Annotated in this window: 28 protein-coding genes; 20 read left to right on the top strand and 8 right to left on the bottom strand. The window is 59.3% G+C overall.

What is annotated here, in order from left to right; translation table 11 throughout:
• The first annotated feature begins 35 nt into the window (after window positions 1-35).
• The 3 genes from BRAS3843_RS08090 (at window position 36) to BRAS3843_RS08080 (ending at window position 1,812) form a co-directional block, all read left to right on the top strand.
• Window positions 36-590, top strand: a complete 555-nt coding sequence (locus tag BRAS3843_RS08090; protein WP_008968326.1) for a hypothetical protein — start codon at window positions 36-38, stop codon at window positions 588-590.
• Window positions 587-862, top strand: a complete 276-nt coding sequence (locus BRAS3843_RS08085; protein ID WP_008968325.1) for a hypothetical protein — start codon at window positions 587-589, stop codon at window positions 860-862. Before BRAS3843_RS08090 ends, BRAS3843_RS08085 begins: the two co-directional genes overlap by 4 nt.
• Before the next feature lie 230 nt (window positions 863-1,092).
• Window positions 1,093-1,812 carry a hypothetical protein gene (locus BRAS3843_RS08080; protein WP_008968323.1) on the top strand — a complete coding sequence of 240 codons (720 nt, stop codon included), beginning with the start codon at window positions 1,093-1,095 and terminating at the stop codon, window positions 1,810-1,812.
• A gap of 451 nt (window positions 1,813-2,263) precedes the next feature.
• Here BRAS3843_RS08080 and BRAS3843_RS08075 read toward each other — a convergent pair whose 3' ends face one another.
• Entirely contained in the window at window positions 2,264-2,590 is a 327-nt protein-coding gene (locus BRAS3843_RS08075) for a hypothetical protein (protein ID WP_008968321.1), read from the bottom strand.
• Between the two features lie 623 nt (window positions 2,591-3,213).
• Between BRAS3843_RS08075 and BRAS3843_RS08070 the strand changes: the two genes are divergently transcribed.
• From BRAS3843_RS08070 to BRAS3843_RS08050, 6 genes are all read left to right on the top strand, one after another.
• Window positions 3,214-4,350 (top strand): beta-propeller fold lactonase family protein, encoded by a 1,137-nt coding sequence (locus BRAS3843_RS08070; protein ID WP_008968320.1) that lies wholly within the window; start codon window positions 3,214-3,216, stop codon window positions 4,348-4,350.
• 8 nt (window positions 4,351-4,358) lie between these two features.
• The gene (locus tag BRAS3843_RS08065; RefSeq protein ID WP_139024771.1) at window positions 4,359-5,432 is read left to right on the top strand and encodes a di-heme oxidoredictase family protein; all 1,074 of its coding nucleotides are present in this window, start codon (window positions 4,359-4,361) and stop codon (window positions 5,430-5,432) included.
• A 47-nt stretch (window positions 5,433-5,479) separates the two neighbouring features.
• A complete protein-coding gene (locus BRAS3843_RS08060; protein ID WP_008968318.1) occupies window positions 5,480-5,926 on the top strand; it encodes an NUDIX domain-containing protein in 447 nt (148 codons plus the stop codon).
• Window positions 5,927-5,935: 9 nt separating this feature from the next.
• Entirely contained in the window at window positions 5,936-6,202 is a 267-nt protein-coding gene (locus BRAS3843_RS40605) for a hypothetical protein (RefSeq protein WP_139024770.1), read from the top strand.
• Window positions 6,203-6,708: 506 nt separating this feature from the next.
• Window positions 6,709-7,536, top strand: coding sequence for a hypothetical protein (locus BRAS3843_RS08055; RefSeq protein WP_008968316.1), 828 nt, complete (start codon window positions 6,709-6,711; stop codon window positions 7,534-7,536).
• Window positions 7,533-7,724: a hypothetical protein gene (locus BRAS3843_RS08050; protein ID WP_008968315.1), complete on the top strand. Its 192-nt coding sequence runs from the start codon at window positions 7,533-7,535 to the stop codon at window positions 7,722-7,724. Before BRAS3843_RS08055 ends, BRAS3843_RS08050 begins: the two co-directional genes overlap by 4 nt.
• Window positions 7,725-7,841: 117 nt before the next feature.
• Here BRAS3843_RS08050 and BRAS3843_RS42075 read toward each other — a convergent pair whose 3' ends face one another.
• Window positions 7,842-8,492, bottom strand: coding sequence for a hypothetical protein (locus BRAS3843_RS42075; RefSeq protein ID WP_050886386.1), 651 nt, complete (start codon window positions 8,490-8,492; stop codon window positions 7,842-7,844).
• Between the two features lie 28 nt (window positions 8,493-8,520).
• On the opposite strand from BRAS3843_RS42075, the gene BRAS3843_RS42480 reads away from it, so the two are divergent.
• Entirely contained in the window at window positions 8,521-8,652 is a 132-nt protein-coding gene (locus tag BRAS3843_RS42480) for a hypothetical protein (protein WP_277996474.1), read from the top strand.
• Window positions 8,653-8,744: 92 nt separating this feature from the next.
• Here the strand turns inward: BRAS3843_RS42480 and BRAS3843_RS40595 are convergent, their stop codons facing one another.
• Window positions 8,745-9,341, bottom strand: coding sequence for an SLATT domain-containing protein (locus BRAS3843_RS40595; RefSeq protein WP_008968312.1), 597 nt, complete (start codon window positions 9,339-9,341; stop codon window positions 8,745-8,747).
• Window positions 9,342-9,864: 523 nt separating this feature from the next.
• On the opposite strand from BRAS3843_RS40595, the gene BRAS3843_RS08040 reads away from it, so the two are divergent.
• Window positions 9,865-10,980, top strand: a complete 1,116-nt coding sequence (locus BRAS3843_RS08040; RefSeq protein WP_008968310.1) for a GNAT family N-acetyltransferase — start codon at window positions 9,865-9,867, stop codon at window positions 10,978-10,980.
• A gap of 7 nt (window positions 10,981-10,987) precedes the next feature.
• On the opposite strand, the gene BRAS3843_RS08035 is transcribed toward BRAS3843_RS08040, so the two are convergent.
• From BRAS3843_RS08035 to BRAS3843_RS08025, 3 genes are all read right to left on the bottom strand, one after another.
• Window positions 10,988-11,263 carry a hypothetical protein gene (locus BRAS3843_RS08035; RefSeq protein WP_035981102.1) on the bottom strand — a complete coding sequence of 92 codons (276 nt, stop codon included), beginning with the start codon at window positions 11,261-11,263 and terminating at the stop codon, window positions 10,988-10,990.
• A gap of 59 nt (window positions 11,264-11,322) precedes the next feature.
• Entirely contained in the window at window positions 11,323-11,718 is a 396-nt protein-coding gene (locus tag BRAS3843_RS08030; protein WP_008968308.1) for a hypothetical protein, read from the bottom strand.
• Window positions 11,719-11,818: 100 nt separating this feature from the next.
• Window positions 11,819-12,166 (bottom strand): GrlR family regulatory protein, encoded by a 348-nt coding sequence (locus tag BRAS3843_RS08025; protein WP_008968307.1) that lies wholly within the window; start codon window positions 12,164-12,166, stop codon window positions 11,819-11,821.
• Between the two features lie 134 nt (window positions 12,167-12,300).
• Between BRAS3843_RS08025 and BRAS3843_RS08020 the strand changes: the two genes are divergently transcribed.
• From BRAS3843_RS08020 to BRAS3843_RS08000, 5 genes are read left to right on the top strand one after another with little or no spacing between them, the layout of a single operon-like run.
• Window positions 12,301-12,777, top strand: coding sequence for a DUF2280 domain-containing protein (locus tag BRAS3843_RS08020; RefSeq protein WP_008968306.1), 477 nt, complete (start codon window positions 12,301-12,303; stop codon window positions 12,775-12,777).
• Window positions 12,764-14,215 carry a phage terminase large subunit gene (terL, locus tag BRAS3843_RS08015; RefSeq protein ID WP_008968305.1) on the top strand — a complete coding sequence of 484 codons (1,452 nt, stop codon included), beginning with the start codon at window positions 12,764-12,766 and terminating at the stop codon, window positions 14,213-14,215. Before BRAS3843_RS08020 ends, terL begins: the two co-directional genes overlap by 14 nt.
• A gap of 2 nt (window positions 14,216-14,217) precedes the next feature.
• A complete protein-coding gene (locus tag BRAS3843_RS08010; RefSeq protein ID WP_210161390.1) occupies window positions 14,218-15,909 on the top strand; it encodes a DUF1073 domain-containing protein in 1,692 nt (563 codons plus the stop codon).
• A complete protein-coding gene (locus BRAS3843_RS08005) occupies window positions 15,906-16,148 on the top strand; it encodes a hypothetical protein (protein WP_008968303.1) in 243 nt (80 codons plus the stop codon). The genes BRAS3843_RS08010 and BRAS3843_RS08005 overlap by 4 nt, the downstream gene beginning before the upstream one ends.
• Window positions 16,148-16,954 (top strand): phage minor head protein, encoded by an 807-nt coding sequence (locus BRAS3843_RS08000; RefSeq protein WP_008968302.1) that lies wholly within the window; start codon window positions 16,148-16,150, stop codon window positions 16,952-16,954. Before BRAS3843_RS08005 ends, BRAS3843_RS08000 begins: the two co-directional genes overlap by 1 nt.
• A 239-nt stretch (window positions 16,955-17,193) precedes the next feature.
• Here the strand turns inward: BRAS3843_RS08000 and BRAS3843_RS07995 are convergent, their stop codons facing one another.
• A complete protein-coding gene (locus BRAS3843_RS07995; RefSeq protein ID WP_008968301.1) occupies window positions 17,194-18,123 on the bottom strand; it encodes a hypothetical protein in 930 nt (309 codons plus the stop codon).
• A gap of 479 nt (window positions 18,124-18,602) precedes the next feature.
• On the opposite strand from BRAS3843_RS07995, the gene BRAS3843_RS07990 reads away from it, so the two are divergent.
• The gene (locus tag BRAS3843_RS07990) at window positions 18,603-19,040 is read left to right on the top strand and encodes a hypothetical protein (protein WP_008968299.1); all 438 of its coding nucleotides are present in this window, start codon (window positions 18,603-18,605) and stop codon (window positions 19,038-19,040) included.
• Between the two features lie 150 nt (window positions 19,041-19,190).
• Here the strand turns inward: BRAS3843_RS07990 and BRAS3843_RS07985 are convergent, their stop codons facing one another.
• Entirely contained in the window at window positions 19,191-21,047 is a 1,857-nt protein-coding gene (locus tag BRAS3843_RS07985) for a pentapeptide repeat-containing protein (RefSeq protein ID WP_008968298.1), read from the bottom strand.
• 569 nt (window positions 21,048-21,616) lie between these two features.
• On the opposite strand from BRAS3843_RS07985, the gene BRAS3843_RS07980 reads away from it, so the two are divergent.
• The 3 genes from BRAS3843_RS07980 (at window position 21,617) to BRAS3843_RS07970 (ending at window position 24,357) form a co-directional block, all read left to right on the top strand.
• The gene (locus BRAS3843_RS07980; protein ID WP_008968296.1) at window positions 21,617-21,871 is read left to right on the top strand and encodes a hypothetical protein; all 255 of its coding nucleotides are present in this window, start codon (window positions 21,617-21,619) and stop codon (window positions 21,869-21,871) included.
• 11 nt (window positions 21,872-21,882) lie between these two features.
• Entirely contained in the window at window positions 21,883-23,346 is a 1,464-nt protein-coding gene (locus BRAS3843_RS07975) for a DUF2213 domain-containing protein (protein WP_008968295.1), read from the top strand.
• 69 nt (window positions 23,347-23,415) lie between these two features.
• The gene (locus BRAS3843_RS07970; RefSeq protein WP_008968294.1) at window positions 23,416-24,357 is read left to right on the top strand and encodes a hypothetical protein; all 942 of its coding nucleotides are present in this window, start codon (window positions 23,416-23,418) and stop codon (window positions 24,355-24,357) included.
• Window positions 24,358-24,598: the final 241 nt, after the last annotated feature.

The raw sequence follows: 24,598 nt of genomic DNA, 5'->3' as shown, positions 1-24,598 counted from the left end.
CACGGAAAATCACGCTTCAAACGAAAGGAATGAATATGCCTGCAATTGCTGAACAAGTTGCCAGTATCGAGCACGATCTGAGTGAAGCGCTCGCCAAGATCGAATCGCTCGAGGCCGAGAAGGTGGCTTTGACGAAGGCGCTGGCGGCGGTGACCGCAGAGAAAGACGATCTCGAGGTCAGGCAGAGCGACATGCAATTGCTGGTCGACGACACGCGAGAGGTCACGGACAAAATCGCCAACATGGCGCTGACCATGCTGCGCACATCCCGCCGGCCGGTCGCCGGGCCGGCGTCGACCGCCGGCGATATCGCATCCGGAGGTGACCGCGCCGCGACGGAACCGTCGGGCGAAATCGAAGCCGAAGTGCCTCTCAATCCCGCTTTGACCGGACGGAATGACGGTATGAGGCGCATCATCCAGGAGGCGACGGCATCCGATCGGCTACGCTCGCGCCTGCTCATGGAAACGGCTGTTGCCTCGATCGAGGCGCGCGCACCGCGCGGGACTCTGCCCGAGGGCATGCCGATGTTCCTGCAAGAGACGCGAATGGAGCGGCGGCGCGAGCGCGGGCACCGGGGATTGGCGTGACCGATCTGCATCCTACTTTCGGCCGCAACTGCATGGAATGCCGCATTCGGGAGGCGTTGCGCGCCGATGGCGCGCCGCCGTCCGAAGACGGTTCAATCCCCGTTCTCAGCGACCAGGCGCTCGAAGTGCTCTGCAAAGTCGCAGGCGAGATCCTTGCGCATCACCCGCCGGAAGACGCCAAGGCCTTCTATTTCAACGTCCTCGAATACATCAAGCGCTGGAAGAAGACGCCGCTCGTGATGGCGCAGCAAGAGCCGCTGGGGCGGGCATGACGATCGAATGAAGCGGCGGAGGAATATGGGCGGGATCCCCAAAGCGAAGGTGGCGTTCGGTAATAAGGACTCGAACCCCTTCGCGCCGCTCCACCGTCGGCTTGGAATTAGAAACTTTGTGCACCGCCAAGCTGGTCACTGATTACGTCGGCGGCTTCGACGCTGCCCGCGGCGTCTACTACAGCCCTCATGAGTATCGGGCGCGCGTGACACTCCCCAAGGTTCTCTGAATGAGCGAGAAGCTACCCCGCAAGCCGTGGTCCGACAGGCAAAAGCGGTACGACTGGTTTCGCCTTTATAACGATTTCCTCGGCCATCCGAAATTCCGCTATGTCGCGCGACAGTGCTCGATGTCGGTGTCCGAGGTGTCTATGATTGCGCTCGCGTTGCTGCGGACAGCGAACCGATCGAAGCCGCGGGGATGGGTGCGCGACTTCTCGGTTATCGATTGCGGCGCGGCGCTCGACATCGATCCGGAGAAGGTCGCCGAGGTCTTCCGGAAGCTCGAGGAGCTGGGCTGGATCGAGAACGATTATTTGGCGACATGGGACGAGCGGCAGCCGGACAGGGAAGACCCAACCGCCGCGGACCGCCAGCGACGTCGCCGCGAAAAGCTTAAGCTTGAGAGGGCAGGGAAGTCCGAGCGCGATCGACAATTCACCGAACGCGACGCGCCCCGCTATTGGCTAACGACGGAGGGCAAAGCGGTCGCGATCCGCAGGCTCGGCATTACGGCCACCGCTGCCGAGCTCACCATCGCGAGATGGATTCGGGAAGCCGGCCCATTGGTGGCGAAGCTCGCCGAATATGTTGGGGCCGCGGACCAGCAGGGCCTGAAAGGTGACGCTTTCCGCAACGGGGTCGGCCAGATGCTCGCGCTAGCAAGGAAGGAAGCGACGGTTGGTCCGCCTCTGCCGCTTGGCTTCGTGGCCGTCGGATCGGCGAGCTAGGGCGTGTGCTCACAAACGCGTTGCGTCTGCTTTTAGGTACAAACCGGAAAACATTTGCTCGAACCTCACCGCTTTTGCCCCGAAAGCTGAACTTCGATCTGCTCTTGACAGACTGTCTGCGAATGATGCCGCTGGCCGCCACCCTCATGCCGAAGGCGGCGACTATAAGGCTCTAACCTTTCGCATCCCGAACGGCGTCCGCGATACGCAAAATATCCTTCACAAAGCGCTCAGCGTAAGCGCAAATCGCCGACGGTATTTTGCACGTCGTTGGGCGCACAGAACTGAATCGCTTGCTCCATCATGTGAATAAATGCATCTAATCCGAATCTTAGAAGAAATTCCCGCGAAATAGCGGCCAGTATCGCGCGGTATGCAAGGTCTCACCGATCATCTGTTGACCAGGGTTTAGGGCTACGTGAAAGAGCTTTGTCGTTGGCGGATGATGCAACTAGTCATTTTGAGTGTCGGGGTGGTCCATCCAGTGCGTCATGTGCTCCGCTTCATCGTTCGACGCAAGGTTCATCCAGCGATCGCCAGCCCACTCTGCTGAGTAGACAAGTCCAATGTCGGCTTCGCAGCCGAGTATTTTTCGATCCTTAGGTGCCCCACCGATCGGATTCCAGTGATAGAGCAACTTCTCGTTGCCCTTCTTCAAGTCATAGGACCGTACCTTCGCGTGTGCCCCTAAGGCATTCTGCACGATTAGTCGCGCTTTGCTTTCCGTGTCAGTCTCGACCTTCACCGATAGCGAAATTTCCCAAACCTTGTCTGCCATATTTTCCCTTTCTTTTAGTTTTAAGTTGTGCTACTGTGATCTACCACCTCTGGAATCCATTTACGAGAACAAGCATTTTTATCCGACAACAACGAAATTGCGGGTGAATCTTTCCTTTCACATCGTCGCTTTCCAAAAGAGCACAGCTGAGCTAATAGGATAGATCAAGCCGTTCGGCTGACTTCCGGTTCTAGCCGCGTTCCGGGCCTCGCGATCTTTACCGTGGATGTCCGCTCCCCGAGCTCAACCGGAAGTCAGTGATAGGGATCTCGAAGCGTCGCTCTTCACCCGAAGCTAACATTGCCTAATGGAATTCGGCGACGCGTTCCCAAATCTACCAAGTGGTTCTCCAACTTGAGGTAGTCCGTATTGTCCTAATCGTTCTCTAATTTGTTCTCTGATGTGTCCTACTTTCAAATATGCCTAGCAAGCAAGGGCCGAACCCAGGAAAACGGTCCGTGCGAGCGCGCCTCCTATCGGAACTGCGGTTGGGATCGCAGGGAATATCCACCACAGGCCCCTCGGTTGGTAGGTGGCGCATGATCAGTAAGCTAAAGGCGACACGAATGGTGTCAGCCTTCAAATTGCTTGTCCCCGTTCTCAAAACGACTTGGAGGCAGCTCATGTACAATTACATTCGTAAGCCGCGCCTACACGACAGCAAAAGCGCGATTGGAGTCGTCGCAGCCTTGCTCCTTTTTGCTCCCGCCGTACTTGCGGGAAATTCCCGTACTGACGTGGCCGACTTGGCGATCGATACGAACTGGGCCGATAACACGGTATCGATCGTCAACCTGAATAGCGGCGGCGAAAAGAGCCGCATCGAGGTTGGCGCAAAACCCTACGACATCAAGAGCGATAAGCTCGGCCGATTCGTCTACGCAAGTCTTTCCGGCGCTGACAAGATTTCCGTGATCGACATGCAGGCAAATCTGGAGGCCTATAGGATTCAGGTGGGCGAAAGTCCGCGTGACATGGCCATGACCAAGGATTTCAGCCGCCTGGTTGTCGCCAATTCCGGCAGCAATTCGATCTCGGTTGTCGACCTCGCAAGCCGGCGCGAGCTTTTCAAGGTGCCCGTCGGACTCGTGCCTTACGGGGTGGGCTTGGCTGACGACGATCGCACGGCCATCATTTCCAACTGGGGCGAGGGAACCATCTCGTTCGTCGATCTCGTCGAGCAAAAGGAAGTAAAGCGGGTCCCGGTAGGACATCTGCCCTATACAGTCGCCGTATCCGAAAAGCAGGGATTGGCATTCACGGCCGCCTTCGGCGACGACAAGGTCGTGGCTCTCGATCTCAAAACGCGAACGGTGTCGCAAGAACTGCCGGTAGGTAAATCGCCATGGGGCATCGCGTTGAATCACGAGGGCACGAAGCTTGCCGTCGCCAATTTTTACTCGAGTTCGATTTCGATCATTACCGTGACCAATCCGTCCGCGAGGGACGGCTATTCGGTGAGGACCTATGAGTTGCGCGGCAAGCGACCCGGCGATCGTGTCGAACCTCAGGCCAGTGCCAAAAAGCCGACCGACGGGGCGATCGCGGCAGTGGAGGAGCCGCAGGACGGCATTATGCGTGCGAAGCACGTGGCGTTGGCCAGCGACATGATGGTCTTCACCGATCTCGCCGGCAACACCGTCAACACGTTCGATCTCAACACCAATACTCTGACGCAATCAATACGTGTCGGTCATGCACCCTATGGTATCGATTTCCTGCCCCAAGGAATAAAGAAGGTCACATCCAACGAGCAGTGAGCGAATCCGTGAATCCTCGGCTTGTCATTTCCTTGGCGTGCGCTCTGGCGGCCGGTCCCACCATGGGATTGGCTGCTGAGCCAGCGGCCGGATATTTTGGCGAACCGGCGCTCTCTTCGATCGCAGATTGGGACCAGTTTCGCAGAGGCTTGCGGCAGTTCTCGCGGGTCTGGAGTGAGTTGGACGGCGTGGGCGCGACATTTAACGAACGAAGCTGCCTCGCGTGCCACGCCGTTCCGATGCCCGGAGGCGCGGGATTGACGACGGGTACGTTCGTCTTCGTATCGGCCAGGGTTGTGGACGAGATGGGTGGACACGTATTCCAGCGGTTCAGGAGAACCGGTAGCGGCATATTCGAACAGCCGCCGCCCGATGGCTTCAGCCGTCGCAAGGCGCCCCCACTGTTTGGTCTCGGCCTGCTGGAAAAAATACCGCAAGAGACTCTCGTGCGACCGAGAGGCGGCCCGGATCACATACAAGGACGGCCGGGCGGCACGCCGGGCGAGTTCGGTCGCTTCGGCTGGAAGGCCGGCATTCCGGATCTCGCCCATTTCGTCCGCACCGCCTTTTCCGTCGAGCTTGGTTTCGGAGCAAAAGTCCAAGAAGGCAAAGATCGGGTTGATCTTGAGAACGCGTTAGACCAGGTGACGACTTTTGTCGAAATGCTGAGCCCGCCTCCCGGAAAAAGCCGCGGTTCCCCTCTTGAAATTACGGGGAAGGAGCTGTTCGAGAAAATCGGTTGTTCCCAATGCCATGTTTCGATCTTCTCCGGCAAATTCAACCGCAATGGCACTGCAGTCGAGTTTGAGATTCGCCCGTACACGGACCTGCTTCTGCATGACATGGGACCTGGACTGAGTGACGGAATAAGTGACGGAGCGGCCGGAGGTTCCGATTTCCGAACGCCGCCGCTTTGGGGGCTAACTTCGTTCGGACCGCCCTATCTGCATGACGGTCGTGCTGATAATCTAGCCCAGGCAATCGAGGAGCACGATGGAGAGGCGAGAGCGACACGTTCGCGGTGGCAGGCGCTGCAGGACGACGAGCGTCGCGCCTTGCTGTGCTTTCTTGAAAGTCTGTGACGAGTTGAAGCGTGCTTTCGTAACTGATGTAAACAAGGAGGGTCCAAATGGCTCAATCTTCGGCAGCGCAATCCCAACCTATGACCCACCCCGTCAAACCGATCGTAACAGTGAGTTTGATCGAAGGCGGCCACGTGCTGTACGTCCATATGAAGGACGGCCCAGATGCGCAGACTGGATTGTTCCTCCCCAATGATGTCCTTAATTTCGGTGAGGATCCTTATGCTGGGGCCAAGCGCGTGGCCAAGGAGCAGGCAGGTGTTGACATCAATAAGCCAGATTTGGTCGACGTTGAGTCGTTCGAGGGCCATGACGGCACCTGGCACGTATGCTTTCACTTCCGGGCGGACATTGCGGATCGAAACGCGCTGACCATGGCCTCATTCATCGGTCAAACGCGATGGAGTAGTGCCGGTCAGCTGCCACTCGACTCCGAGGTCGCTCATCGCGGCTGGTACAACAGCATTGCCAAATCGGCGCTCGCAAAGAAATGACGGAGCGACGTGCAACGCCTTGAAACCTGCGCCTCTCCGGTAGGTAAAGCGCGCGACGAGTTGACCTTTCCAGTGCTTTTCGGCTCGCCATTACTTGGCGACAGCAGACCTTCGCTGCTTCGAATTGGCCGCCAATTTCGACAATCAGGGTTCGATCGGCTCTCAAGCGTCGGTCGTCCCAAGGACCTCCTCGTCAAGAAACTGCAAGCGCCAACAATCGAGAACAAGCACTTTCATCTGGGCCGTGCGCCTGCCGGAGAGCTTGAAGTCGCCTAAAGCCTATCGCGAGGGCGATCGGGTGCTTGAGTGGGGAAGGTTTGCCTATGTATCGACGAGTGGGATAAAAATACTTGCCGCACGTCTCAAGTGAGGCGAACGCGGGCCCGGAGCGCCGCGTTTGACCCAGAGGGCGAACATTGGGGTTCTCGTCACGCCACGCTTCCAGGCAGCTGCGCCCAGCTTGAGCAATGCGAGGTCCTCGTCGACAAGGGTAAACTGTCCCGCTGAGCAAAAGGTTCTGAAGCTTCGGGGCTAAACCGCTATGAGCGGTGCTCTTGTTGCACTCTCTGCTAGTGGCCCTAAAGCAGCACTGCTGGAATGTCTGCTCTAGCGCTGCTGTTACGGCCTAAGTGGGCGTCAATCCCGCTTCTGCTTAGGAGTGCGCGCTCGAGGTCGTTCCGCTCGCGGAACGTTGACGTGTGTACTGATTAGTTGATCGTAGTGTAGCGCTTTCCCGTGAAACGTATCATATATTAAATGATGGCACGGGGGAGAATTGCATCATGGCTGCAAAGCGCGGTCGACCAGCGAAGGCGGGCGAGCGGTACGGTTGCGGAAAATTGAAACCGGGAGAAACATCGAAACAGCCGATCTCGCCGGTGCTCTGGCAGCGCATCAAGACGAACGGGCAGAAGATCGGATTGGATCCGCGCCTCGGCACTGAGCTGGGTCGGCTCGCTCTCCATGACGAACTCACATCGGCCGAGGTCTCCGCTGGCTTCCGGATCGCCGAGATTTATCACGCCTTCGAGACCTTCCACGGCCGCACGCGATCGGCGGCGGGGTCCTCGTTCTTCCGCCAGTTCGTTGCGGATCTCGAGAAGCCGATCGAGACCGGCCGGCGCAGGACCGATGACTATCTCGACATTGACCGCGAGATGCGCGAACGCGAGGCGCGCGAGGATTTCGATGTCCTGCAATACTACATGCCGGCGGCGCAGCGCGACCTGGTCGAGCAGGTTTGCGTGGCAAGCTGCCCCATCAACCCAGTATCGATGCCGGTACTGAAGATGGTGTTGCAATATTTTTTCGAGATCTTCCGCGATGACAAGAACTACCGATCGAAACGCAGCAAGAAATTCAATGCCGACGCCCCAAAGGTCAAATTCTACAGACCGAAGAAGGCGAAAGCGGAGGCTGCTGATAAGCCGGTTGAGTTGACGGAGCCTGCGCCGAAGCGGACCGACCCGCGAAAGGCGTTCTATGTCCAGACCCTGCGCATCCTGCGCCCCGATCTGGACGACGAACAGCTTGAGCAGGCGTGGGGCGTCTATCACGCCTTGATCGCGCGCGCGGACTTCCGCAAGCAGAAAGAGGCGGCGAGGGCATGAACGCGCTCAGTCGAAAGGAAGTCGCCGCGCTCCAGGAAGGCGATGTCGTCTTGGTCCGGATGGTGGTGCGCCGGCCGCTCGGCGAATACGGAACGGTGCATTGCCGGATCCACGATGAGGTGACGTGGCGATCGCACTATGTCCCGGTTTTCCCGGAGCATATCGTCCAGCGAATGCCGCAGGAATAATTTCCGAAATTCCCGGCCAGTGTGCGCGCTGGGACCGCGCGATTTGTCCACATCGCTGTTAACGAATTTGCCCGCGAATTTCTCGGAGCGATCGCCGCGACTCCCGCTTGCCGTTAACTAAGCGGCCCCGCGCGAGTTGACGAACCAAAATTTTTTGCTATTACTTCCGAAATTCGAGGTTGGACACATCCACTTCGCGGTCGCTGCGACCATCATTCCCCGGAAATCAGTACGACGAAACAAGTGTCCCTCTCGCGGGGCCTTTTTGCGTTGGTCGATGACGAGGACTTCGATCTCGTCTTGGCGCATGAGTGGCGCGCCATAAAAGGGCATGGAACATTTTATGCTCATACCTGGATCGACGGCGAATCTATCGGGATGCATCGTCTTCTGACCGATCCGTTGGCGACGGAGGTCGTCGACCACCAAAATGGGGATGGGCTGGACAACAGACGTTGCAATCTTCGACCATGCCTGCAGGTGCAAAATATGCAGAATAGGCGGAAGCAGACGACGCCGGCAACGTCCAGATTTAAGGGTGTTCATTTCGACAAAGGTAAATGGCGCTCCGGCATCGTTCATGATGGCGAGAGAGTTGATCTCGGTAGGTACAATTCGGAGATACTTGCCGCGCGCCAATATGATCGGGCCGCGCGACTTTTGTTCGGACGCTTCGCTCGGACGAATGAAAGCTTGGGCTTGTTCGTCGACGTGGTTGATCGCACTATCCCCGTCACCGGCATGAACTGATCCGCGCATGGTCTGCATTCCGCCCCCTCAGTCGGAGGCCGATCGCGTGAAGATCGTCACGCGACCATTCCCCGAAGATGCTGAATTGAAGGCATGGGCCGCGCGCATGATCGCCGCGGCGGATGAATTCCAGCGAAACAAGCGCCCCGATCCTCTGGGCGGCTTTGTTCCGAGATAGCGCGTTTTCCCCGGCGCGTTGTGCGACTGGACCAGGTTTTCATCCTTGGTCCGTTGTCGCGAAGGTCGGGCCCGCCCCCCTTTGGTGGATGATCAGGCTCTTACCGTAACCGTCCCGGTTGAAACGGCCGATGACTCAGATCGATTGGTTGAGCTGGGGGTCTCCGGATCTCGTATAACTTCGCCTGGCTTATCTCCCTTGATCACGGCCGCTGCATGCCTGATGGCACTACCTGAAATCGGTAAGCTACGCTCATTTAGCTGATTGAAGCGCAGGCTAAGTTCGCTGAGTTTGGTCTGCAGCGTGCCTTCGTCGGCGCTCTCGGCGAGCGATTCGATTCGATAGAAGAAACCGGCTTGACGATAGAGTGCTTCGTACGCCTTGGCTGAAGCATGATGGTCGGCGAATGTCTTTTTTGGGTCAATGAAGGTGGTTAGAGAGGACAGTATCGCGACGATGATCGATATGCTTCCCGCTACCAATTCACTATGAGTAATATTCGAAAAGGCTGCAGCGCCTGCAACGGCGGCCAAGACTGTTGCGGGAATCCCTATTATTAAATTCCAGTGCCACCAGGGCGTCTCAGCTGCGTAGTGCCGCTCCGCCGCAAGTAGGCTCGCGTTTTGAATGCTCGCGGCCTCAGCTCGAATCCTGGCTCGCCAAGAATCGTCAAGCGCACCCGGCGGCATGTTCGCCCCCTACGGTTTAAAATTACGTTTCACAGTCAAATGAACTCGCCTGGACACATCTAGGATTGCTTCATAAAAAACTCTATCGGAAGTTGTTGGCCTCAACAAGATGTTTCGTTTTCAATCCCATTCGTCCAATTCTTAGAACTACCCCCAAGGGACGGGGTCCGGAGTGCTAGCACACTCCGAACCGCGAGCTGTCACTCGCATGATCTTGAGCCGATCGCGCCCGCGATCACCCCGCCACCGTACGCACGGCGGGACCACAAGTGCCAGAGTCCATGCCCAAACACGAGTCACCGGCCGGCCTCCGTCCGTCCGAAGTCGCGCGCGTCGTTAAAGCGGCGCAAAAGCGAAAGAGAAAATTACCGGCACTCGCGCCGAACTCGACGCGCAGGCCACCGGACAATCGCTATCGGGAGCAATATGGGCTGATCGTGATCTGCCCGAATGCGGGAGTTCAGCGGTCGCTCTACGATGCGTTGCAGACGCTCACGAGCTGCAAGATTCGCGTGGTGACGACATGAGAGTTGACGTACATCATAAGTGCGCCGACGCGACCAGCTATCGCGCCGCTCGGGTAAAGTCCCTGTTCAATGTCGATGACGGCTCATCCTTCAACCTCGAGGCGGACCTTCCGATCGACGGTCTGGAGTGGAGCATTGGAGCGGTGGTCGGGCCATCCGGCTCTGGGAAATCGTCGATCGGTCGCGCGCTCTTTGGCGCGGAGGCTCTTTGGGGAGCCGATGATTGGCCCACTGACGCGCCCATCATTGACGCGATCGCGCCGGCCGCCGACTTCGACCAGGTCACGGGCGCGCTTTCTGCCGTCGGGCTCGGCACCGTTCCCGCCTGGTTGAGGCCTTACCGTGTCCTCTCGACCGGGGAACGGTTTCGCGCCGATCTCGCCCGCCTCGTATGCGCCGCGCCGGCGAGGGCGGTCGTCGACGAGTTCACCAGCGTGGTCGACCGGCAGATTGCCAAGGTTGGCGCGCACGCCTTTGCGAAAGCCTGGCGCCGCACTGGTGGCCAAGTCGTCGTCCTTTCCTGCCACTATGACATTTTGGATTGGCTGCAGCCGGACTGGGTCTTTGATACCCGCACCGGCAGCTTTTCCGGGAGGTGGCTTCAGCGACGCCCTCCAATCGAACTGCGGATCGTCGAAACCGACTGGCGATGGTGGCCCTATTTTGAACCGCATCACTATCTGAAAGCGCCAAAGATGATCGCCGCGACATGTTACGTCGGGTTCGTCGATGACGAGCCGGTGGCCCATGTTGCGTTCTCGACCCGTCAGGGTTTCGTCGAGGCGCGGGCGTGCCGCCTGGTCGTCATGCCGGAATGGCAAGGCGCCGGCGTCGGCATGCGCTTTCTCAATGCCGTTTGCGCAGCGTGGAGGAGGGGGCAGAATCGCTACGATCGGCCAATGCTGACCCTGTTTCACACCAGCCATCCCGGCCTTGCCGCGGCTCTCCGGCGTGATCCGCTATGGGCCCAAGTTTCGGCGCGGCTTTACGGGGAAAGCAAGGCGCGGTCGCAAGCGACGCTACAGGCCTCCGGCAAAGGACACTGGCAAGGAACTGGATACGGCGGGCACTTCCGCGCGATCCAGGGCTTTCGGTACGTCGAAGGCGCGTGACGAGATTTCATCGGCGTGTGGGGTCTGGCGGATCTGTTCTCAAAAATCTTGCCGCGCCAGCTAACTGAGATCCGCCCTGATAACCAACGCCATCAACCTGGGCGAGGATGTACTGCGGGTTGTCGCCCAGCGTGGGGGCGATTGCAGCTACAATCTCTCTAGCCGACCTCTCGGTGCGTATGGTGAACAGTTCGAAGGTGACCAATCCGACCTCCGAGAAATCCCTAATAGCGTTCATAGCCTCGACGCCGTTTTTCGGCACGTAAAGCATGTAGCAGTTCATTTTTGTGCCTTTCCGGACATCAGGAAAAATCGTAGCGGCCGAGGCAGAAGCCGCTGATCTTACTGAATTCGCCACGGATTCCCCTTATCCTTTATCGGCCGCGTGTCGAGTAGAACGCGCGCGTCTCGCAGGTGCAGGAAACCACGCTGTCGCACTTCTTCAGCCTGAAGGTCCTCTGGGCGCGGATAGATCTCTTGGAATTGCGAGAACATGCGGCCAAGGTCTGCGCCGAACTCTTCCGGGGACGATCGCGCGATCAACCCACCGATCGATTCGAAATATTCTCGGCCTCCGATTGCCGTACCTGTAATCATCGATCCTTCAGTCGTCACTGTCAGAGGCAGACTAAGGCCCTTCTCGACTAGGTCGACGATGTAATTGAGAAGCCAATCAACGCCGGCCGGTTGCTCGAAAATGCTGAGGCGCTCCTTCTGGCCATCGGGAAGCTCTGTCATAATCAAAACCTTTCTTGGGTAATCCGGCGCGGTCTAGGGTTTGCTGAAGACGAGCCTCGCTGCGATTGACGGTCAATGACTTTCAATTTCGGATCGGTGTTCACGCGGATGGCGGTTTGTGAAGGCGTCCGGCGGCAAGCAGGGTCAGCTTGGCAGTAAATGTCACGCCCGGCGCTTCGGCAGCCGTCCCGGTAGCAGTCATCGAGTTCCCCGCCACGGTGCCGTTGAGATCGATCGTAACTTGATCTCGCTGAAATACGCTGATTGCTCCCGGAGCATGCCGTGCTGTCTTGACCTTCGCGGTGAATGCATCGCCGTTCAGGTCGTAGGTACCGGTATAATATAGGGCCGCGTCTCCGCCGGTGAGATTTCCGTTGGCGAGAGTGACGACGCCGTAACCGAAGCTGAACGGCGTGCGGAATTCGACGGAATAGAGCCCGTCCTGCATATGTTGTCTCCTGAGTTTCTCGATTCGAACGATACAACATATGCGTGCGGTGGATGACCGGCAGATTTCGAAGATGACTTATCCACCACAATCGGTGCTGGCTGCGCGGCGACTTTTAATTGGCTTTAACTGAAATGGAGAAAGGCGAGCAGCTCAGTTTCGTCCACAAACGCGAAATCGTGCAACGGCTTGCTCGCTTCGACACGCCGACTGAAGTCGCGAAGGCATTCAAGACGGATTACGGGCTCAATCTGAGCCTTCCGCGCATCCTGTTCTACGATCCGACCAGCAAGGCCGGCGCCGCCCTCAGCGAGGAGCTGAAGGCGCTGTTCAAAGAGACGCGCCAGGCTTTCTTGAAAGACCTCGAGGCGATCCCGATCGCGAACAAAGCGGTCCGGCTGCGTCGCCTCGACCGCATGGCGGCTCGCGCCGAGGAAAGCGGCAACATGGTCTTGGCCGCCGAACTCGGCGAGCTCGCGGCGAAGGAAGTGGGCGGCGCCTTCACGAACAAGCACCAGCATGAGCTGACGGGGAAGGATGGCAAAGACCTTCCAGCCACGTCCGCTGCGACGGTGACCGTCTTCGCTTTGCCAGACAATGGGCGAGGGTAGCGCGGACGTCCGTCAGGCGTTCAATATTCGGATAGGCCCGCAACCGGGTCCTCAGACTCAATTTCTGGCGAGTGCCGCGGATATCGCCATTTACGGCGGGAGTGCGGGGGGCGGGAAAACATACGCCGAACTGCTCGAGCCGCTTCGGCACGTCAGTAACAAGGATTTTGGCGCCGTCATCTTCCGGCGCACCACGCCGCAGATTACGAACGAAGGCGCGCTCTGGGACGAGAGCGTCAAGCTTTACCCGCTGCTCGGCGCCAAGCCGAACCAGGGTGACCTTTATTGGACCTTCCCGTCGGGCTCGACGGTATCGTTCAAGCACCTCGAGCACGACAAGACGGTGCTCAATTGGCAGGGATCGCAGATCCCGCTGATGTGCTTCGACGAGCTGACGCATTTCACCCAGAAGCAATTCTGGTACATGGTCAGCCGAAACCGCTCGATGTGCGGCGTGCGGCCGTATATCCGGGCGACCTGCAACCCGGATGCGGACAGTTGGGTTGCGCAGCTGATTGCCTGGTGGATCAACCAGGACACCGGCTATCCGATTCCCGAGCGCGCGGGCGTGCTGCGCTGGTTTGTCCGTGTCGGCGATGAGATCGTTTGGGCCGATCGCCCGGAGGAGCTGGCGGCATACACCGCGCCGGATGAGAACGGCAACCAGGCGCCGATTCCGCCGAAGTCGCTGACGTTCATCCCGGCGAGGCTCACGGACAACCGCGCCTTGATGGCCGCGGACCCGGGCTACATCGCCAACCTGATGGCGCTGCCGCTGGTCGAGCGCGAGCGGCTTCTCGGCGGCAATTGGAAGATCCGCGCCGCGGCGGGCCTGCTCTTTCGCCGCGAATGGTGCCAGGTGGTCGACGCGCTCCCGGAGGGGACGCAATTCGTTCGCGGCTGGGACTTGGCGGCGACGCCCAAGACCGAAGGCAATGACCCGGACTGGACGGTCGGCACTAAGATTGGCCGCATGCCCGACGGTCGATTCATTGTCGCGCATTCGGTCCGCATCCGCGGCACGCCTTCGGAGGTCGAGCGGCTGCTGAAGAACACGGCGTCGCAAGACGGCGTCGCGTGTGTGATCGCGCTGCCGCAGGACCCGGCGCAGGCCGGCAAGTCGCAGGCCGCGCATCTGCTCAAGCTCTTGGCCGGCTACCGCGCGCGCTTCGCACCGGCATCAGGCGACAAGGTGGTCCGCTTCGGCGCGTTCTCTGCGCAGGCGGAGGGCGGCAACGTGGTGGTGCTGCGCGGCCCCTGGAACGAAGCCTGGTTCACGGCGCTGGAAAGCTTCCCGCCAGCGAAGAACGCGGGACATGACGACGACGCGGACTCGACGAGCGAAGCGTTTAACGAACTTCTTGGAAAACGGCCAATGGTCATCAGCGACGACGTTTTGCGGCGCGCTGGCACGCCGGCCATGGGCGCGAGGCGCTGACTTTGAAACCGTCGGAAATCCGCAGACTCGTCCTTGAGACGATGCTCGAGGTCGAGCGCGCCAAGGTCGAGAAGCCTAAGCCGAAGCGGAAGCGGAAGAAGCCGGCGGCGAAGAAGGTCGCGCCCGCCAAGGCCGAGGCGGCGATCGACCTGCCGGCGTTCCTGCCGAAGATCACCGACGAGATGATCTTGCGCGCGGCCGGTACCGGACCAGCGCGGCAAAAGTTCAACCCGTTCAAATTTGCCGTGCCGCCGCCGGGCGTCCTGCCGGCCGATGTCGATCCGCCGACAATGGCGCAAGACAGCGCTATGGGCGGCGCGCTCGGCTGGGCTGGCACTTTCGCCAACCAGGTCTTTGCCGAAGGCCTCGAATTCCTCGGCTATCCGTACCTCGCCGAGCTGGCGCAGCGCGCGGAATATCGCGTCATCACCGACACCATCGCGACGGAGATGACGCGGAAATGGATCAAGTTTCAGGCCGTCGGCGACGTCGACAAGACCACGAAAATCAAGGAGCTCGAGGACGAGTTCACGCGCCTCGGAGTGAAAGAGGCATTCAAAAAGTCGCTTGAGGTCGATGGCTTCTTTGGCCGGTCTCATCTCTATCTTGACTTGGGCACCACCGACGATCGCGAGGAATTGCGCTTGCCGATCGGCGACGGCACAAGCGCAGCCAGCAAGCTGAAGGTCGGCAAAGGCTCGCTCAAGCGCCTCCGCGTCATTGAGCCGGTGTGGACCTATCCGTCGAGCTACAATTCTGCGGATCCGCTCAAGCCCGACTGGTACAAGCCGTCGTCATGGTTCGTGCAGGGCAAGGAGGTGCATTCAAGTCGCCTCCTGACCTTCATCGGCCGTGAGGTCCCGGACCTGCTCAAGCCTGCCTATTCGTTCGGCGGCTTGTCCATGTCTCAGATGGTCAAGCCCTACGTGGACAACTGGCTCCGCGTGCGGCAGTCGGTTTCCGACCTGGTCGGCACGTTCTCGACCAGCGGCATCAAGACCGATATGGCGCAGATGCTCGCGGCCGGCGGCGAGCAGCTGTTCAAGCGCCTGGTGCTGTTCAACAGCAATCGAGACAACCAGGGCCTCCTGGTCCTGAATAAGGACACCGAGGAATATTTCAACGTCTCGACGCCGCTCACCACGCTGGACCAGCTGCAGGCGCAGGCCCAAGAGCACATGGCCAGCGTGAGCCGCATCCCGCTGGTGAAGCTGCTGGGCATCTCGCCGGCAGGCCTCAACGCGTCATCCGAGGGCGAGATCGAGACGTTCGACGACACGATCAACGCCGGGCAGGAAGTGCAGATCCGGCCAAACCTGACAGTGGTGATGCATTTCGTGATGCTGTCGCTTTGGGGCCAGGTCGACCCGACCATCACGTTCACGTTTGTGCCGCTGACCGAGCTGACGCCGAAGGAAAAGGCAGAAGTCGACAAGCTCGAGGCCGAAACGGCGGATATCCGGATCAATAGCGGCGTGATCGATCCCGCAGAGGAGCGGAAGGCCGTCGCGAGCGCGCCGGACTCCCGATATCAGGGCATCGATCCCGATGACGTCCCGGACCTTCTCGATGAGGAGGAAGAAGGGCTCGAGCCCAAGGGCGGCGCGGCGCGGATCGCGGAGGAAGCCGGCGGCGATCGCGACGAGCAGCAGGATGAAGGCGAGGGCGCCGAGTTGGAGCGCGAGGCCGCGTGACCGCGTTCAGCTATGAGACGGCCGTCTATGTCGAAGACGTCCAGGTGCTCACCAATGAGCTCTTGTCCGTGATCGACGAGCAGACCGGGCATATTCCGGCCGGGCATATCCGTGACGCGATCATTGGAGCATCGCTGATCACGGCCGCTCAAACGCTCGACGAATTGCCGTCGTCGGTCTTTTGGAAGCGCGGCGGCATCACCGGCATGATCCGCCACATGGCAGCGAAGTGGCTTTGATGCCCAGGCGCCTGCAGACGAAGAAAACCGACAAGGTCCTATCGGCAGTCCGGCCCAATGCCGGCATCGAGGACGCCTATCGGAAGAAGATGCAGGCCTTGATTGCCGAGATGGACAACTCGGTCCGGTATTGGCTGCGCGCGGCGTACCGGGCCAATGAGCCGGTCATGGCGCAGGACCGCACGCCGGCCGACGAGCTCCGAGACGCGATCCGGAAGCTGGCCAGGCGGTGGCAGAAGAACTTTGACGAGGCCGCGCCGGAGCTGGCGGAATTCTTCGCCCAATCGGTCGCCTCGCGCTCGAGTGGCGCGCTGACAGCCATCCTGAAAAAGGCGGGCTTCACCGTGAAGTTCAAGATGACGCCAGCGATGCGCGACATCATGGCGGCAACGGTCAGTCAGCAGGTCTCGCTGATCAAGTCGATTCCGAGCCGGTATTTCACGAACATCGAGGGCCTGGTGATGCACTCGGTCCAGACGGGCCGCGATCTCGCGCTGCTGACGCAGGATCTGCAACAGCAATTCGGCGTCACCCGCCGGCGGGCCGCCTTCATTGCTCGCGACCAGAACAACAAGGCCACCGCCTCGATGACGCGGGCGCGCCAGGATGAGCTGGGCATCACGCAAGCGATCTGGGTGCATTCCGGAGGCGGCAAGCATCCGCGCCCGACGCATGTCGCCATGGACGGCAAAAAGTACGACGTGAACAAAGGTATGTGGGACTCTGCCGTGCAGCGCTGGATCTTCCCAGGCGAGGAAATCAACTGCCGGTGTATCAGCCGGCCAGTCATTCCGGGGTTCTCGTGAGGGCGGAATGATGTCCGCTCTGCCTTCAACACGGGACGAAAATCGGACTTCGCCGGAAGTCCGAGTCGGGGCCACAAGCGGACTTGGCGAGGTAAATGCTCTTTTGACCTGATCCGATCCCTTGAACCAGCTAGCGCGATACAGGCAATAGAGCCGCTTCTAAACAATGCCCGCGAAGGCCTCACAGAAGGCGGCTAAGCAATCAGGCCTTCATTCGACGGAAGAAATCGATGACACGATCACCCATTTGACGACCCGAAGCTAATAGCTGCTTTGAGATTGTTATGAGCTGTTTGGTAATCGGTGTGAATTCGAGAGAGATTGACCTTAATGTTGCGAAATCCATGCAGCATGATGACAATGGATGCGGCCTGGACAACGAGGCTGACGGTGAAGAGGATCGGCAACTTGTAGAAGTCATCCCGAATGCCGGCTGCCGCCGTTTCGAAGCTCACCTGGCTAAAATGCGCCCGAAGTATATCGGTTAGATAAAAGTCGTCGCAGATCCACATTAGACCCGCCGCGACCGGCAACAGAATCACGGATTGCAACAAGAATCTCTTCGTCAGAGTATATGATATTGGTGCATTGCCATCCTGATCGGACGGCGACGACAGCATTTGGGTCATAAGAACAAGCTGAAGGCGTGCAATATCGCTCCCGGCGGCGGCCACCATGAAGCCGAAGAGATATGCTTCGTTTGCTAGCGCCGACAGTAGGACAAAATAGATGACAACGCCGATCAGAGAGTTCATCAGCCAGAAATAACCGCGATCCACACTCACACCAAACAGCGGAAAAGTGAATTTTCGGCTCGCGGCGATCTCGTCGAGATAGGTGTCCCGGCGGTGCTGCTCCTCCGCCTGTGCGAATTTCTCCAAGAATCCGGAACTCGGCGGCAAGTCCACCTGTTGTTTCTGAATCCCGACGGCTATAGCGATGCAGTGGTCATCTCGCTGCTTTTGTTTTTGTGGATCTTCGCATTCAGCCACGAATTGCCGGATGCGTATTAGGCGTTCATCGGGGAAGGAAAACATGAATGTATTGACGGCATAAAGGGTGATGGAGATATAGATGATGGCAAACACGTAATAGACTGAACGGGTCCGGTTGGAGCTTTTCTCCAACGTATCAAGCAGGGTTTTGAAATCGCCGTCAGCAATCGACATGCCATTCCCCATGCCACATACTGCCCACCGAACTCCGTGTGCAGTATCTCACGATATGTCTATATCAAAGGGCGCCTTTACAGAGAACGCAATAAGAAAAGTCAGGTAGGCTCTGGATCTTCCTAGAGCGCTAAGGGTGACAGCCCGCAGTGGTCGCGCAACGGCCGCTGCGGCGCGTTTGCGTCGTCCTCTGTAGCCCGCAGCCAGACATTGTAGTCCGCCGGAGTGGGTAAGGATCGCCGACATGGCCTTTGGATAGAGCAGTCTGACGACCGCGTTCGCGCTCAGTGGTTATACAACGGTGGACGTCAATCCAGACTTCGCTTTCCTTGCCTTGCACACGAAGGGCTTGCGCGTTGCTGGTCGGATATCTGCTTTGGGTCAAAGGCCGCAATAGTCTGATCAAGCAATGAATTCCGCTTAGGCCCCAAGAGCCGACCTCGGTTCTTTGACGAGCACGCCCCTCCAAGGAAACAGCCATGCTTGACCCAAAAGCGCCGGCCGCCCCGGCGGCCAAAGCACCCGTCGTACCCGTAGCAAACTCGCCCGCGGCCTCCGTGAACGCGCTCGCGATCGATGAGCGTTTCGCCCAGCTGGCGGCGCAGTTCATGGCGCAGGTGAATGCCCAGCTAGACGCCTTCCGCCAGGAGGTGCAGACGCAGCTGGGCACTAACGTGGATCCGCTGCACAGTGATTTGCACGAACTGCTCGACGCGCAGACCGCGCAGGGCGCCCGGCTGGACAAGCTCGAGGCAGCCGATTTCGTCACGCCGCAGGCGCTGCGGCAGCTCGGCGATGCGCTCGCAGAAACGCTGGCGCCGAAGTTCGCGACAGTGGTTCAGCACGTTATAAATACCGTCGACCCGATCATTTCGGATCGCCTCTCGAAGATCGAGAGCAAGCTACGCTTTTTCTGAGGGCAAGGAGCCGGTGGCGCGAACGGTCGAGGTAATCGCAGTCCTCAGCCGGCCGGCAAAGCGTGTCGGCCGCCCCAGCCAGCCTCGGACTGTCCGCACTTCTCGACTACTGCGAGCGCAGAAAGCGGAATGGCTATTTGCGCCGGAAGTTTACCGAGTTTTATTCGAGACCGAACGAGGCGCCTCGTGAGAGATCGATGTTGACGAGTTGTTGCGCGGGAAAGCAACGGGTCTACCTAGCGGAAACTCCGGCTCGGCCGCGGTGGGCGAAAGCCCCGATAAAGTGCTTGCAAAGGCAGCGCGTTTGGGATCCGGAATCGCTTCAATCAACGGTTGCAACCATTGGTCAAAATTGGATATCTCACCCCACGGCCGTGTTGAAAAATTCGCGCCTTCAAGCACAGTTGGATCGATGTCCTCAGGCGAACCGCTTGCGCGCCACAGGTACGCCTTATCTAGCTTGACGCCGGCAAGGTGCGCACCGATCACTGATGCGCCTTGCAGGCCGGTTTCAACAAAAGTCGCTCTCTCTAAAGTGGCTTTGAAAAGCGACGCTCCTTGCAATTGTGCATAATCGAGTGTGGCCTTCGAGAGATCACTTAAGCTAAGATTGACGGCCTGAAGATTAGCACCAAAAAAGTTGGCTCTCTCGAATTTGGCATCCATAAGATTGGCTCCTTGAAGCTTAGCGGAGTTAAAATGCGCATCACTAGAATGAGCGTACTGTATTGACGCTCCGATTAGGTTCGCCTCATCGAAATGCGCATCCTCCAATCGTGCGCGATCATGGGTGGCTTCCAGCAAATCAGCAGACCGGAGCGAAGCGTGTGCCAATTGTGCATACTCGAAATCGACGTTCCGTCCCGCTGCAAAATCGAACGCCGCACTATCAAGGCGTGCAGACTTAAAATTAGCTCCGTCTAGTTCCGTAAATCGTAAGTCCGCATCGCGCAGCCAAGTACATTCATCACGAGGCCATGGGATGGGATCCGGTCGTGCGGCTGTCCCGCCATAGCAGCCGAAACGTACCCGCTGAAGGTGGGCACCAGATAAACTGGCCTGATCGAGCATCGCACCGGTGAAATCGGCTCTCCGCAGGTCTGCCCTGTCTAAAATAGCACCCTTCAGGTCGCGTCCACGGAAGGACCGACTGATTTCGAGCTTTTCTAGCTTATCGGGGTCGATAAATGACTGATCAGCTAAAACAAGACGATTTGAAAATGGGCTGCTTAGTCGCCCATTGTGCATGTCTCCGTCGAAGAGTGTAGCCCGAAACGGGACGGAAAATCGATCGTTCAAGAACTCTCCGGGGAAGGTAGCTACGAAGATGCTAAAGATAGCGACAAGAAAAGTGCCTGCGCCGCCGACTATCCACCAAGCCCGTGGAGAAATATTCTTGAATACCGGCTGATCGTCGGCCCGGACCGGGTCCCAAAAACACCAGATAATGATGAGACTGACGACCACACAAAGACGCAGGAACCACTGAACCTCGGCCAAGTGATAAGGTAAAAAGGCTAACTGTGCCTGTAGCAAAATAACGACTGGTGCGCCCGCGAGCGTGATCCACGCTATGAAACGTAGCGAGACGCTTATCGGACCTCTCCTCTGAGACTTTGTGCCAACGAGGAATTGCAAGATCAAAAATGGATCAAGCCGTTGCCGCAGAAGCTCGCTACTATGTTCGCTTGGGAATTCCCTTCTCAAGAGGCCATCGAAATCTGTAGCCTTGTACGCGAGCGCAAGAAGCTGAAGGAAAATGTAGAATTGAAACACAAGTAGGACGCTGGGGGCTACCACGAAGAAGCCGACCAATGGAAGATCGACATTCAAGAGCGGCAGTTTGATTGGTTCTTCGAGAAAGAGGTTGCGATGTGTCACAGAGCCGAACGCAATCGCTAGATAGAGTTCAAAGGTTACAAATGTGATCCAGAGTACGGACGCTTTAGCGGACGCGTCGTTTAGAGCTTTTTGTAGCTCACCGATATCCTTGGGATCAGTCGGCATGTCGATCTATTGCACTCCCGTTTTCCCGGACATTGGCGTCGCCGCTTGGACACCTCAGCGGGGCCGAGTGACGAAGGCCGATGCCCCTCCTGTTGGTGGGACACACTGCATCGAGTGAACCTTTTACTTTAAACTCCACGTTGCGTCCATTGATACCACAATCGCGCGCGACGTGTGACGCTAGTAAGACGGTGTCCGACAGATCGGCAACGGGCCGGGGGGGCGAAATGGGGGACCCACAACGGCGACGATAGTGGCGCAGCGGTAAAATGTGAACGCCGACGTTGGATTGTAGCCCTTCTGAAACCTCGGCGAAGGGAGCTGTTGCGCCGCCATCAGGGGACAAGCGGAGCGGCGCCGACCGCTTTATGACTGCACAACTTAAGAAGCACGACTAATGCGAGATAGCCGGCTTCTTTCCCGCCTCTAGCGCTGCCATTCGCAGAGCCGACCGCCTCCTGGATCGCCGCGGTCGCTCGACGGTCACCTCGGATTCTATTGCTTGACCAATAAGTCCGCCGAGCTTGGAACGTCCGCGCGTTCGATACCACCATAGCCACGGAGACAACATGCTGAAGCTCGCACTTGCTGCCACCCTCTCGCTCGCGTCTGCCGGCGCTGCTTTCGCGCAGGCGCCGACCGATCACGTCAAGCTCGACGTGACGCGCGCCGATCTGCAGACGATCGGGCAGGGCATCATGAAATTGCCGTATGAGACGGCCGCGCCGCTTCTGCTCGAGCTGCAGAACCAGTTGCAGGCGCAGACGCCGAAGGCCGCGGCCCCCACGGCCGCAGCGAAGCCCGAAGCGCCCGCGAAGAAGTAAGAGTCCTGCCTATGTCGCCTGTCTCCGAGCGCCAGCACCGCGCGGAGGCGCGGCCGCACGGGCTTGCCTTCGACCGCGCGAGCGTGCGGACCTATGACCGCGACGGCCGCTTGCACGTCGAGATCACGAACATCAGCAAGGCGACGGTCAATCCGTACATCGGCCGCGAGATTCCGGATTGGCAATCGCTCGGGCTCGATCCGGACAAGGTCTATAAGCTTCTCCGCGATCCGGATGAGCTCGCGAAGGCCGCGCCGACCTTCAACAACATCCCGCTGTTGTCGCGGCACAAGCCCGTCACGGCTGATGATCATCAGCCGGATCTTGTGATCGGCTCGACCGGCACGGACGCAGTTTTCCAAGCCCCGTTTCTGCGCAACAGCCTGGTGATCTGGGCGCGCGATGCAATCGACGACGTCGAGAACGACGTCAAGAAGGAACTGTCCAGCGCGTACCGCTACCGCGCCGACATGACGCCCGGCACCTATGAGGGTGAAGATTATCACGGCGTCATGCGGGACATCGTCGGAAATCACGTAGCGACTGTCCGCGAGGGCCGCGCCGGCAGCGATGTCGTCGTCGGTGATGCGGCAATCCCAAAACTCGAGGAGTTGTTTCTAATGTCGAAGAGAGACCTGCTGACCCGCAAGGGCGCCGTCGCTATGGGCGCGCTGATGATCGCGCTGCGCCCCAAGCTGGCGATGGACGCAAAGATCGATCTGGCACCGCTGTTCAAGGGCGTCACGTCCAAGAACTTCAAGGAAAAGAAAGCCGGCATCGTCGAAGGCATCACGAAGCTGACGGCCGGCAAGTTGGCGCAGGACGCCTCGATCGATGACGTGGCGGCGCTGCTCGATAGCCTCGATGGCGTCGACCCGGCGGAAGGCGCCGCGGCCGACAATGACGCGACCGAGGGCCTGCCGGTGGTCGGGCAGGGCCCGAATGAGACCACCATGGACGCCGGTGCTGAAGGCGTCCGCCAGTTTCTCACGGGCAAGCTGTCCGATGAGGATATCGCGAAGGTCTGCGCGATGATCGACGGCGGCGGCGCTGCCGACGAGCTCGACGACGACACCACCACCGCGCCCCCGGCGCTCGACGAAGACAAGGATAAAGAAATGGTCGACAAGCCCGCCATGGATGCGGCGATCGCAAAGGCGGTTGCCGACACCACTGCACAGGTCACGAAAACTCAGCGCGAGATCCGCGACGCCGAACGCAAGGTCCGCCCCTATGTCGGCGAACTAGCGATCGCATGCGACAGCGCGGAGGGCGTCTATCGCGCCGCGCTCAGTGCAATGGGCCTCGGCGACAAGATCAAGGGTGTGCACGCCTCGGCGCTGCCGACCATCCTCGAGATGCAGCCGCTGCCCGGCAGCAAGCCGAAGCCGACGCCCACCGTCGCAATGGACGCGGCAAGCGCCAAGGGCTTCGCCGACCGCTTCCCCGAAGCCAGCCGCATCAAGCTCGCCTAAGGGGCCATCTCCCTCAACTGACGCGCCAGATTCGTCTGGCAAACATCTGACTTGAAAGGACAAACCCCAATGGGTGGTTTTCAGACTGTCGTGAACACTCAGCCGGCGCCCGCCGTCGAAGGTGACTTCTGCAACGCCAATCCGCGCTTCTCTGTCGACGCAGGTCCCGGCGGCCTGGTCGCTGGCGATCAGGGCGCGATTGTCGGTCGCTTCGCGTGGCTCAGTTTTGAGGAAGTCGACGCCAACGACGCGCCGGCCGTCGTGAACAACTTCGGCTCGGGCAGCCCGGCCGGCTTCGTTCATCGTGAACAGCAGGGCTTGATCACCGGCTATCTGCAGGAATCGAGCATGGTCATTCCGCGGGGCTTCCAGATGAGCTTGATGGCTCGCGCGGGCCTCTGGGCGCGCAATGCGGGCAACACCGAAGCGCTGCCGGGCATGAAGGCCTATGCGAACTTCGCTGACGGCACCGTGCTGTTCGCGCCGTCGGGCACCGTCGAAAGCGCCTCGGTGACGGGCTCGATCGCCCCGGCCACCGCGGCGGTTACCGGCTCGATCAATGACAACATCCTGAACGTGTCGGCCGTCACCAATGGCACGCTCTACCCGGGCGCGACGATTGGCGGCGCGGGCGTTGCCGCGGGCACCAAGATCGTCGAGCAGCTGGACGGCATTCCCGGCGGCGTCGGCGATTATGCCCTGAACATCGGCGAGCAGAACGTCCAGGGCGAAGCGATCAACGCAACCTATGGCGTGCTGAGCGTCACTGCGGTCGCTTCCGGCAAGCTGGCGCTCGGCGACTCGATCAGCGCATCCGGCATCACTGCCGGCACTTCGATCACCGCGTTCATCACCGGCAACGGTGGTCTCGGCACTTACGTGGTCGACCCGACGCAGACCTTTGCGGCCGGCACCATCACCGTCGGCATCGCCATCGAGACCGGCTTCTATGCCCGCTCGGCCGGCGCGCCGGGTGAGCTCGTGAAGATCGACGCCACGATCTACGGCTAACCGCCGAAGGCCTTCCCCCAACATCGTAACAGTCTCGCCGGCCAGAAAAGCCCGGCAGCAAGCGGAGTGAGAGAACCATGAATCTGCAAGAGGCAATTGCCGCTTGGCGGGCCGACCAGGCTCATCTGGCCGAGCGCGGCGTGTTCCTGCCGGACGTCATCGGCTATACCCCCGATGGCTTCGGCCATAACTATCAGCTGGCGATGGACTCGGCGGCTGAAATCCAGATGGCCATGGACGC

It is taken from the genome of Bradyrhizobium sp. STM 3843 (genome assembly GCF_000239815.1).
GTDB lineage: Bacteria > Pseudomonadota > Alphaproteobacteria > Rhizobiales > Xanthobacteraceae > Bradyrhizobium.
This window is presented reverse-complemented; position numbering and strand designations above follow the sequence as displayed.